Origin of the sequence: Bacillus cereus group sp. MYBK227-1 (assembly GCF_051916325.1) — a bacterium.
Lineage (GTDB): Bacteria > Bacillota > Bacilli > Bacillales > Bacillaceae_G > Bacillus_A > Bacillus_A cereus.
Window position 1 is genome coordinate 104,747 of the sequence record NZ_JBQAGK010000009.1, and the last position, 12,137, is coordinate 116,883.

The window sequence follows — 12,137 nt, forward strand, 5'->3', positions numbered from 1 at the left end:
GAAAATGAAAAAATCGAAAAGGAGCGGAGAAACATGAATTATATAGAAAATAATGGATTGTATTATCGAAATCATCATGGAGGACACAATCATGGTGGGCACAATCATAACGGTGGACATCATCACCATGGAGGACACAATCACTATGATCACCATCATCATCACGGAGGCGGATTTTTCCCTGGAAGCTTTGCAGGAGGAGTGTTAGGCGGACTAACAGCTGGTGCATTAACAGGTGCAACAAGTGGAGGGTATTATCCGGCTCCATATCCAGTAGCTTATCCGTCGCCATACCCTGTAACGTATCCAATGCCATACCCAGGTTATCAGCAAATACCATATTCGTATTAAACTAAAAAAGAGGCTATCCTCTTTTTTAGTTTAATACGGTATTTATTTATAAAATACTTCCAAAATTAAGGTGAAAATATGTTAATATTTTGTTATTGTAATTCAAAAACATATACATTGATGTAGAGTTTTATATTATTATTCGTGAATAGTTATGTAGTATGTTCTAATTTCTATTTCGTTATTAAAAACAAAGAGATCAGATGTGAGTGGTATTAGTTGGAAACAAGGCTTGCATAGAGCCACTTAAAGGGATTGCAGTATAATAAGGTACGAAATAATTAGGGAGATGAGAAGCTACTATTTATAATTAGAACGGTATAATATTGCTTTTTATTACAAATAATATTATGTTATTTTAATCGGTCTATTCAAAAAGATAATTTATGTAATGGGCTAGTATTAGAAAATGAAATATCTCTATTTCTATGAAGAGAAACAGGTTGTGTTTTAGTCAGATAGAAGCAAGGAGAGATGCGCATGCTAGAACAGAGAGGTCATGCATTATATGACTCTTCATTGCGAGATTTAAAGTTAGCATTAGATGAGTCTTCAATTGTTGCAATTACAGATCGAAAAGGTCTTATTACATATGTAAATGATAAATTTTGTGAAATCTCTAAATACAAAAGAGAAGAATTAATTGGAAAAGATCACCGTATTTTAAATTCAGGACATCATCCAAAAACCTTTTTTCAAGACTTATGGAAGCGTATTTTGAATGGGAAAGTATGGACAGGTGAGATTCGGAATCGAGCAAAAGATGGTACATATTATTGGGTCAAAACAACAATTGTTCCATTTTTAAATGAAAAAGGAGAGCCATACCAGTTTATCGCAATTCGAAATGATATTAGTAGTAGAAAAGAAGCGGAACATAGATTGCGGCTAAGTGAAAGTCGTTATAGGGAACTTGCCTATCATGATGCTTTAACGAGTTTGCCTAACCGTTTACAATTAATAACGACCGTTAACGAATTGATTGCAGATAAAAAAGAATTTGGTATGATTTACTTTGATTTGGACCGTTTTAAATTAGTAAATGATACATTAGGTCATATGATAGGGGATTTACTTTTAAGTGAAGTTGCTTCAAGGTTGCATTATGTACTAGGAGAGAAAGATGTTCTGGCTAGGCTAGGTGGCGACGAATTTGTGCTGTTAACAAAAAATCATAGACAAGATGATATGAGTCAGTTAGCGACATCTGTGTTGTCATGTTTTCAGGCACCATTTATGCTGGAAGGCCATGAAGTATACATTTCAGCTAGTCTAGGACTTTGTTCTTATCCACAAGACGGACAAGATGTGGAAACGTTATTGAAAAACTCTGACTTAGCTATGTATAGTGCAAAAGAACAGGGGAGAAACGCTGCGTGTTTCTTTACAGATGAGCTACGCGCGAAAATAAATCGTAGAATGAAAGTTGAGTTTGCTTTGCAAAAGGCAATTCGTGATGAAGAGTTAGATGTAGCATTGCAGCCTATTATTGATTTGAAAACGAAGAGATATTCTGGTATAGAAGCTCTAGTACGTTGTATGACAGAAGACGGACCTATTTCACCAAGCGAATTTATCCCTGTAGCTGAAGAGTCTGGACTAATTATAAAACTAGGAGACTGGGTATTAGAAAAATCATGTCGCTTGTTTAAAACATTGCCGAATTATCAAGAAGGACTAAAGTTATCTGTGAATTTATCTATACAACAATTAATGCAGAAACGTTTTATTTTATCAGTACGTAGCATTTTAAAGAGAACTGGTTTTCCTCCGAACCGTTTAATATTAGAAATAACGGAAAGTATTGCAGTCCGCCATTTTGATTATATTATTGCTACATTACAAGAATTAAGAAATATGGGTGTTTTAATTGCTTTGGATGATTTCGGAACTGGCTATTCTTCCTTATATTATTTAAAACAACTACCACTGGATATTGTAAAAATTGATCGTAATTTTATTCGTGAATTTCATTATGATCACGCACAACCAGAACGAACGATTGTAAAATCCGTTATTGAAATTGCTCATAGTTTAAATTTAGCAGTAGTTGCTGAAGGAGTAGAAACAGTAGAGCAAGAGAGTTTGTTACAATCAATGAGCTGTGATTATGTACAGGGATTTTATTATGCGAAACCTTTATCTGTAGGAGAGCTAAAAGAAAAGTTAATTACAGATTTTTAATAAAAAAGAGAAGCCAGCAGCTTCTCTTTATTTAATCCGTTTTTTGTGAGTCTTTCATTAGTACTGGATAAAGAATAAGACCTAATACGAACAATCCAATTCCTAAGAAGAATGTTTTTAAATCAGCAGTTCCCGTTTTGATAACCCAAATGGAGTATATCAACGCTAATGTAGTAATGATTCCATCTTTTACTCGAGATCCTGGCAGTATATCATACGTTTCTCCTGTAATAACTAATTTTAATTGGTACAAGGTAGAAACAAGGTATGGAATTAAATAGGCTAATGTTGCTACGACGATAGCGAAACTATACGCTTCTGAAACAGTACCAGAAATCGTTGAAAATAAGAAAATTTGCGTCATTACATTTGTAATCAATAATGATTTTGAAGGACTACCTTTTTTATTTGTTTTCCCGAAAAACTTAGGGAAAAGTCCATTTTTTGCTGCCTGGTAAGGTACCTCTGAACTAACAACAATCCAGCCAACTGTAGATCCAAATAAAGATATAAGAGCGAGTAAAGCCATTATATATGCACCTTTATTTCCAATTGCTAAATTTAATGCGTCTACTAATGGTTTTTGAGACTCTTTTAAAGCATCTTGCGGAAGAGCTCCCATTGTAAGTAAAGTAATTGACATGTAAATAAGAAGAGCGATAATTAATCCGAAAATCGTAGCTTTTTTTACATCGCGCTGTGATTTTGCACGATTAGAAAGCATAACTGCTGATTCAATACCGATAAATGCCCAGAGTGTTGCAATAGCAGCTGAATTGATTTGTCCACCTAATGAGATTGATTGTCCTGCTTCATTCATAAAGGTTTGACCGTCTCCGAAATTAGAGGCGTTGAAAATGAATAATGTAATTACAATAAACATTGTAAATCCAATAATTTTTGCAATGGTAGCAAGTAGATTCATGTTTCCAGCTCGATCAATATTTTGAGAAAGAATATATTGAATTCCCCAAAGCATAAGGCTACATACGAGGAAAGTTAATCCTTTTCCGAGTTCCAGTGAAAATCCATTTATTGAAAAAAGAATTTGCTTACTTTGTAAAACTGGAAAGAATGTTGATAAATATCCAGCAAAGGAAATAATAACAGATGCTGTTGCAGCCCAGTTAGCAGCCCAATATCCCCATGCCATACTATATCCTGCAACTTTACCAGCTTTTTTTGAAGGAAACATCGCTTGAGCATAGCTTTGTGGTCCAGCTTTTAATTCTGGTTTCCGAATCGCTAAATTTCCAAATACAAGTGCAATCATAAATACGCCAAGGCCTGTAATACTCCATGCGAGTGTAGAACCCATTGGCCCTGATACTTGTGCTAAATTTGCTGGAAGCATAAATACGCCACCGCCAACCATATTCCCGATAACAAATGCTGTTAAAACCCATAATCCCCATTTTTTCGTTTCCATTTTTGTTAACTCCTTTGTAGTAAGTTTTGCTTAAACATCATTTTTTACTAGCTTTTTGACAATAAAAAAAGAGCCATGTAGATAAAAAAATACCTACATGGCTCTTTCGCCAAAGCGTAGGTACAACGGGAATAACCCTTGTACCTACGCGTAATTTTTCCGCTAGGTTTCAAGGGTTACGTATGATGATGATGTTTTTGTGCAAATGTAACTACAGTTGTTGTATAAGTAAGCATAGTTCTTTGCTCCCTTTCTCCTCTGATTTTGAAGTTAGTATACTACATGTTTTTTTGAATGAAAAGAAAAATATAAAAATTTTTATAAAAATACGTTTTAAAGATTAAATATTTACCTATATTTTTCTTGTACTGGAAAATAAGTGAGAGATTGGCAGAAGAGTGAAGCATGTTATAATACATATAGAATTAGAAGGTGACAAGGGGCTATTGTAGATGATGAGTAAGTATGAACAAATTTATACAGAAATCAGTAAATCTATTGATAATAAACAATTAAAAGAGGGATGCAAAATCCCATCAGAAACAGAATTAATGAAGCAGTATGAGGCAAGCCGAGGCACGGTAAGAAAAGCTGTAGATTTACTGCAAGAGCGTGGATATGTGCAAAAAATTCATGGAAAAGGTGTTTTTGTTTTAAAGCGAAAAAATATTGAATTTAATTTTGGCGGTATTGTAAGTTTCCAAGAAGAAAATGAACGTTTAGGACGTCATTGTATTACGGAAGTTGTGGAAATGGACAAAGAAAAAGCCACAAAAGACATTGCGAAATTATTAAATGTAAAAGAAAAAACAGAGATTGACCATATTAAACGTGTACGAAATATTGATGGAGAAAAAGTAATTTTAGATATAAATCATTTTGTATCTGAGTTTATTCCAGGATTAACGAAAGAAATTGCAACTGCATCGATTTATAAATACATCGAGAAAGAGCTTGGGCTACATATTAGTTATTCGCAGAGGGTAATAGAAGTACAGCCATGTACAGAGGATGACAGAAAGTATTTAGATTTAAATGGAACAGACTATGTTGTCGTTGTGAAAAACTTTACACATTTGTATGATGGAAGTCAGTTTGAATATACAGAATCACGCCACCGTTTAGATATTTTTCACTTTTCGGATGTGGCACGCAGGAAGTAAAGAGGTGGAACAAAATATTGTTTCATCTCTTTTTTTTATAAAAAAAACACAAACTCGTATATACGAGTGTTGACTAACTTATATATACGAGTTAATATGTAATTGTAAACGGTATCAAAAAAAGAAAAGAGGGACGGGAATATGGGGAAAGACTATCGTAAAACAGCAGAGGAAGTGTTGCAGTATATTGGTGGGAAAGACAATATTGAACAAGCTGCACATTGTGTGACGAGGCTCCGTATCGCTTTAAAAGATGAAAGTAAAATAGATAATGATAAATTACAGTCTGTTTCATTAGTGAAAGGAGCGTTTCATAACGCTGGTATATTTCAAGTTGTAATTGGTCCAGGGGATGTAGATCGTGTTTACGCTGAATTGATAACGCTTGCAGGTATGAAAGAATCGACTGTAGCGGACGTAAAAGACTCTGGAAATCAGAAGTTAAATCCAGCTCAAAAGTTTGTAAAAATATTTTCGGATGTATTTATGCCGATATTACCAGCGATCGTAACAGCTGGTTTACTAATGGGTATTAACAATCTATTAGGCGCAAAGGACTTATTTTTTGATGGGAAAAATTTATTAGATGTTTATCCGAACTTAGGCGGGCTTTGGGATTTAATTAATATGATGGCCAATACAGCATTCGTATTCTTACCAGCACTTGTCGGTTGGTCAGCAACGAAGCGTTTTGGTGGTAGTCCAATACTAGGGATTGTTATGGGATTAATGCTTGTGCACCCGGCCTTATTAAACGCTTGGGACTATGGAAAAGCAGCGACTGGTTTAGAGGGTCAAAAGATTGAGTACTTCAATATTTTAGGACTATTCCAAATTGAGAAGGTAGGATATCAAGGACAAATTTTACCTGTTTTAGTAGCAGCATTTGTATTAAGTAAAGTGGAAATTTTCTTAAAGAAACATGTACCAAATGCAATTCAATTATTAGTTGTACCAATTACAACAATCGTTGTGACAGGTGTGTTAGCACTAGGAATTATCGGTCCGGTTACACGTCATATTGGAGATTTATTAACAGTAGGATTAGTAGGTGTATATGAAACAGTACCAGTAGTTGGAGCAGTATTATTTGGAGCGTTATATGCACCGCTTGTAATTACAGGTATGCATCATATGTTTATTGCAATTGATTTACAATTGATTGCACAACATGGCGGGACATTTATTTGGCCGATGATCGCTCTTTCTAACATTGCGCAAGGTAGTGCGGCACTTGCGATGTTCTGGATTTCTAAAAATCAAAATGATAAAAGTATGGCATCAACATCAGCCATTTCAGCATACTTCGGTATTACAGAACCAGCGATGTTTGGGGTGAATTTACGAAATAAGTTCCCGTTCTATGCAGCGATTATAGGATCTGCTGTGGCAGCGATATTCATTACATTAAATGGTGTATTAGCGCCTGCTATCGGAATTGGCGGATTGCCAGCATTTATTTCTATCATTCCGAAATCGATTCCAATGTTTATTGTAGGAATGATTATTGCAGTTGTAATCCCGTTTACTTTAACATGGTTATTTGCAAAAAGAGTCAAACAGAAGTAGGAGGAAGTTAAACATGAAGGATTGGCATAAAAGTGTAGTCTATCAAATTTATCCGAAGAGCTTTAATAGTTATTACAATAGAGAAACCGGGGATATAAAAGGTGTTACAGAGAAACTAGATTATTTAAAAGAACTCGGAGTGGATTATATATGGTTAACACCGATATACCAATCACCACAAAATGATAATGGATATGATGTAAGTGATTACTACAGCATTGATCCATCTTACGGAACGATGGAAGAGTTTGAAGAACTTTTAGCAGAAGCGAAAGTACGTAACATTGAGATTATGCTTGATATTGTTGTAAATCATAGTTCGACTGAACATAAGTGGTTTAAAGAAGCGAAGGAAGATAAAAATAGTCCATATCGTAATTACTATATTTGGCGTGATGAAAAAAATAATTGGCAGTCTAAGTTTGGTGGATCTGCTTGGAAATATGATGAGAAGACGGAGCAATATTATTTACATTTATTTGATGAAACACAAGCTGATTTAAATTGGGAAAATGAAAAACTTCGTGAAGAAGTATATGATATGATGCGTTTTTGGCTGGATAAAGGAGTAACAGGATTCCGATTAGATGTCATTAACTTAATTTCAAAAGACCAATGTTTCTTAAACGATGAAGGTAGTACTGCGACAAGTGATGGACGCAAGTATTATACAGATGGTCCGCGTGTTCATGAATATTTACAAGAGATGAACCGAAATGTTTTTGCAGGAAAAGATGTAATTACAGTTGGAGAAATGTCATCTACGACAATTGATAATTGTATTAAATATTCAAACCCTGAGCGTAATGAATTAAGTATGACGTTTAGTTTCCATCATTTAAAAGTAGATTATCCGAATGGTGATAAGTGGACGAAGGCTGATTTTGATTTTATTAAATTAAAAGAGATTATGTCTAGCTGGCAAATTGAAATGCAAAAGGGCGGAGGATGGAATGCGTTATTTTGGTGTAATCATGACCAGCCTCGCATCGTGTCACGCTTTGGTGATGATGGAAAGTACCGAAACGAATCTGCAAAAATGTTAGCGACAGCCATGCACATGCTGCAAGGAACGCCTTATATTTATCAAGGGGAAGAAATCGGTATGACGAATCCTAAATTTGAGTCCATCGAGCAATATCGTGATGTGGAATCGTTAAATATATACGATATAAAGCTAAAAGAAGGGCTATCAAAAGAAGAGATTATCGGGATTTTAAAGCAAAAATCTCGTGACAACTCTCGCACTCCGATGCAGTGGAATGAAGAGATGAACAGTGGTTTTACAACAAGTACACCTTGGATTTCAGCGGCTGAAAACTTTAAAGAAATAAACGTAGAGAAGGCATTAGAAGATAAAGAGTCCGTATTTTATCATTATAAAAAGTTAATAGAACTTAGAAAAACATATGATGTAATTACAGAAGGAGAATATGCTATTTTGGATAAAAATGACCCTAAAATTTGGGCATATACTCGTACTACAGAAAGTGAAGTACTACTTGTTATAAATAACTTCTATGGAGAAGAAATAACGTACTCTGTACCAGCGCACGTTCAATTAGATGGAATGAAACAAGAAGTACTACTGTCGAATTATAAAGATGCTAGCAAGGATATTGCAAAACTTAACTTAAGACCATATGAATCAATTGTGTATCGATATACGAAATAAAAAGGTTGTATGCCCATGCGGCATACAACCTTTTTATTTTAGGACACCACTGTACAAAATGTTTACCTCTACCTCAGGTTTGAATTTTACTTTTGCATAATCTTTATTCCAATTTTTCTTCTTCCATAAGTCAGGGTGGTAGGCGATAAGGTGTCTGCCGATACCGAAAGCATCACAGTTTGCTTTTTGTAACTTTTTCGTTATCTTTTTAGCTTCTTTCGTAAGTTGTTTAGACAATTCTTTATTTAGTTTTTTTCTTTCATCCATTTTGTAAAGATTATCTCTCGGAGCTTCAAGCGCTATAACTTTTAGTTGGAGCTTAATGTGAGCATAAACATTTCCTTTTTTATCTGTTGTTATTTTTAAGTCTCGTTTTAACTTTCGGTTGCTAATTTCCATTGTTAAATAATCAGATGTTTTCTCTGATTCATCGCTAGTAAGCTTCTGGGTTATACGGGCACTTGTTCCCATTTTTCCGGTTAATAATACGAATAAAACAGATTGTTTCAAAGGTAAATGCCCAGTTAATTTATCATTGTTAAATAAAGCTAGACCGTTTGTAATCACTTCTTTTCCTTTTATTTTTATAGAAGGGAGGGTAAAGTCTTTACCGGGATCTAACATTTTTGTAGCAGCTGTCTCTAAAGTTTCTTTTGGAAATACACTCATATCTTCTAAGCTTTTCACTTTTTTCTTTAGAAAATCTCCAATTAGTAAATTTCCTACTTTCTTTTTTTCTAGTATCTCGGATGTTTCACCATCTACTGCAATAAGTTTTACTAAAGCAGTTGGGTTTGTTGGGTCCCGAAAGCTGACATCTAAATAAGGTAATATACCTTTTTTTAGGATTTTGGTTCCTAGTAATTGAACACCATATTTAAAATAACGAATATTCCCAGTAACATTTTTTTTTAGGGCATCGCTTGTATCCCTTATGTTATGCCCCGTTGCTGAATGTATTTCATTTTCGAATGAAGATTGCTCTCCGCTTGAACTTTTTACGAGCTCGATTGTTTGCTGGAGTTGATTCTCTTCCGTAATATCAGATCCAATACTATAAGCTAACCTTGCCTCCCTTAATGGTTCTTGATCCCAGCATCCAGAAAGGAGGGAACTAGTACATAATACAAAAAGTAATTTAACTCTTTTTTTGAACATACTGTTCTCCTTTCTTATTTCGTATCACAGAATAAAGTAGAAATAAAAGAGGAAGGACAACTATGAAAATATAGGTGAACTTATCAGTGAAAGTTGAGATTACTTTTAATTCTTCAGGTGTATCTATAAATAAGGCTACACTAAAAGCAATAATACCAATGATTGGAACAGCTTTTTTATGATTAGCAAGATTGAATATATGTCCTATTCCGATTGAAGCAGCGCAATAATAACTAGCGATAGAAGCTGCAACAGTTATCATCCAAATTGGTATAAATAGTAAATCAGTTCGGTCTATAATTCCGATATGTAAGGAGCGTAATAAGTAAGCAACTGGTTCTGGAATAAGCTCAATTTGTTTTGGACTAAATACGATAAAGCAAATCCAAACAGTAAAAGTATAAAAAAGTGTTACAAATCCATTAGCGATAGAAATGGCCTTCAGTTTTGCGACAGAACTGCCATTTACTTTTGGAAAAGCGATAAGAATGATTTCAAAACCATACATGGCTGTAATTGTTTCCTTGGATGCTTGAATTATATTCCACCAGCCGGCTTCTGTAATGGGAAAAATATAAGAGAAATCAGCTCGGGAAAGCCCTAGAGCAATTAAAAGGGCCATTGGAATAATGAGGATAGAGGCCATGACATAAAATCGTACGATGACTTTAAAAGTGTTATAAGCTACATAACAACAAGCTATTGTAAATAGCATGAGAATGGCAGACCAAGGAGTAGCTTGTAATATCCATACTTTAATGACATTACAAGCATTCAACATAACCGTCATACCAATAAGCGTAAAATAAAAAACATAAGCAAAACCTAATAGTTTTCCAAACTTATTACCAAATAGCATACAAACGCTTTCATACATATCTGCATCAGGAAATCGCTTTAAGAAAAGCCACATAAGTAAAATAATAAGTTGAATTGCAAGCCCAGCGACGAGAGCGGAAATCCATCCACCTCCTTTTGCTATTGGGTGAAGACGGTTAGGTAGAGAAAGGATACCAACTCCGATTTGGCATTGAATAACGAAAAAGGTAAATTGAACGAGCGAAATTTTACTTTGCGTGTTTGTCACCGTCCTCATCCTCTCTCGTTACATGTTGTCGTTGCATTTTTTTCGGTTTTGGATCATGTGGTCGTTCCCAAAACGACCAAATTGGAAGTCTTACGAAAGAATCTTTCATATCTTTTATCCGCATCGGGGCAACAGGAGAAAGATATGGCGTATGAAATGAATGTAATTGACATAAATGAACGAAAGTTATAATTAGACCGAATGATATTCCGACGTATCCGAATATAGCAGCAAGAATCATTAATGGAAAACGAAGAATTCGAACTGCTGAACTCATATCGTTTGATGGAACGAGAAAAGATGAGATGGCAGTTAAAGCTACAACAATAATCATCGTATAAGAAACAAGTCCAGCTTTTACAATTGCATCACCAATTACTAAACCACCTACAATACCGATTGTTTGTCCAACTCGGCTTGGTAAGCGAATACCAGCTTCCCGTAATAATTCAAAGATTAATTCCATTAAGAGAGCTTCAAAAATAGGAGGAAGTGGTACTTTCTCTAATGAAGCTTTAATTGTATACACAAGTTCGAGCGGCAATACATCAGGATGAAAGGCTACGGTTGCGATATATATAGCTGGTAAGAGAAAAGCAATCAAGAAACTCACTAAGCGAATCATTCGGACGAAAGAACCGACAATCCAGCGGTTATTATAATCGTCTGGTGATTGATAGAAAGCAAATAACGTAACAGGAACGATAAGCGCTGTGGGATCTCCATCAGATAAAATAGCAACTCGTCCTTCCATTAAATTTGCAGCGGTCCTATCTGGACGCTCTGTATTTAATTGCTGCGGAAATGGTGAGAAAGACGTATCCTCTATAAATTCTTGTATATATCCTGGAGGCATAAGTGCATCTGTCTTAATCGTTTCTAACCTTCTTTTTACTTCTGTAACTAAATCGTCATTCGCTATGTTTTGCATATAAGCAATTGCCACTTTCGTATGCATTTCTTCACCAAGTGTGAAATATTTAACGACGATATTTGGACTTTTTATGAGCTTACGAATCGAAGCTAAATTAGTTGCTAGATCCTCTACAAAACCAGTATGTGGACCGCGCACAATCCCTTCATTATCAGGCTCTGCTATATCTCGCTTTAAAGATAAAGCTGTTTCGAAAATAAAAAAACTGTCGACGTGTTCATGAAAATATAAGGATTTACCTTGTAATAAAAGCTGCACACCATAATTTAAATTCGTTTCTTTTTTCATATTTAATGTGGCAAAAGCTTTATCTAAAGCCAAATCCGACCGAGTTAATAAAGGCTCAAGAGCTAATTGGTGAATCAAATTTGGGTCTGCTAAAGATTCGATATATATGTTTATTCCTTTTCCGTTTTGAAAAGGGAGATCTAATTTTTTTATATCATCAGAATGAGAAAGTTTATTTTCAATGTAATTAATGTTCTCAGGGAGTGATGGAAACATATGCTTTTGGCCCGTACTCTCTTGTTGTTCTTTTTTCTCTGTCATAATTTCCACCTCTTTTAGATAAAGTTACTTCTGTTAAT

Annotated in this window: 9 protein-coding genes; 5 read left to right on the forward strand and 4 right to left on the reverse strand. The window is 34.8% G+C overall.

What is annotated here, in order from left to right:
* Positions 1–33 precede the first annotated feature (33 nt).
* Together ACTFRM_RS26845 and ACTFRM_RS26850 are read left to right on the forward strand one after the other, a co-directional pair.
* A complete protein-coding gene (locus ACTFRM_RS26845) occupies positions 34–351 on the forward strand; it encodes a cobalt transporter (protein WP_426866612.1) in 318 nt (105 codons plus the stop codon).
* A 480-nt stretch (positions 352–831) separates the two neighbouring features.
* On the forward strand, positions 832–2,535 hold the full coding sequence (locus ACTFRM_RS26850) for a putative bifunctional diguanylate cyclase/phosphodiesterase (protein WP_000893345.1): 1,704 nt from the start codon (positions 832–834) through the stop codon (positions 2,533–2,535).
* 31 nt (positions 2,536–2,566) lie between these two features.
* Here ACTFRM_RS26850 and ACTFRM_RS26855 read toward each other — a convergent pair whose 3' ends face one another.
* Positions 2,567–3,964 carry an amino acid permease gene (locus ACTFRM_RS26855; protein WP_000448447.1) on the reverse strand — a complete coding sequence of 466 codons (1,398 nt, stop codon included), beginning with the start codon at positions 3,962–3,964 and terminating at the stop codon, positions 2,567–2,569.
* A 452-nt stretch (positions 3,965–4,416) separates the two neighbouring features.
* Between ACTFRM_RS26855 and treR the strand changes: the two genes are divergently transcribed.
* The 3 genes from treR (at position 4,417) to treC (ending at position 8,371) form a co-directional block, all read left to right on the forward strand.
* Entirely contained in the window at positions 4,417–5,127 is a 711-nt protein-coding gene (gene treR, locus ACTFRM_RS26860) for a trehalose operon repressor (RefSeq protein WP_000987240.1), read from the forward strand.
* A 141-nt stretch (positions 5,128–5,268) separates the two neighbouring features.
* Positions 5,269–6,696, forward strand: a complete 1,428-nt coding sequence (treP, locus tag ACTFRM_RS26865; protein ID WP_000513942.1) for a PTS system trehalose-specific EIIBC component — start codon at positions 5,269–5,271, stop codon at positions 6,694–6,696.
* A 13-nt stretch (positions 6,697–6,709) separates the two neighbouring features.
* On the forward strand, positions 6,710–8,371 hold the full coding sequence (treC, locus tag ACTFRM_RS26870; RefSeq protein WP_000656142.1) for an alpha,alpha-phosphotrehalase: 1,662 nt from the start codon (positions 6,710–6,712) through the stop codon (positions 8,369–8,371).
* 33 nt (positions 8,372–8,404) lie between these two features.
* Here treC and gerKC read toward each other — a convergent pair whose 3' ends face one another.
* The 3 genes from gerKC to gerKA are packed head-to-tail and all read right to left on the reverse strand — an operon-like array spanning position 8,405 to position 12,099.
* Positions 8,405–9,529: a spore germination protein GerKC gene (gene gerKC / locus ACTFRM_RS26875; protein WP_000474043.1), complete on the reverse strand. Its 1,125-nt coding sequence runs from the start codon at positions 9,527–9,529 to the stop codon at positions 8,405–8,407.
* Positions 9,510–10,616: a GerAB/ArcD/ProY family transporter gene (locus tag ACTFRM_RS26880; RefSeq protein WP_000185799.1), complete on the reverse strand. Its 1,107-nt coding sequence runs from the start codon at positions 10,614–10,616 to the stop codon at positions 9,510–9,512. The genes gerKC and ACTFRM_RS26880 overlap by 20 nt, the downstream gene beginning before the upstream one ends.
* Entirely contained in the window at positions 10,597–12,099 is a 1,503-nt protein-coding gene (gerKA, locus tag ACTFRM_RS26885) for a spore germination protein GerKA (RefSeq protein ID WP_440043787.1), read from the reverse strand. Before gerKA ends, ACTFRM_RS26880 begins: the two co-directional genes overlap by 20 nt.
* Between the last annotated feature and the right edge of the window lie 38 nt (positions 12,100–12,137).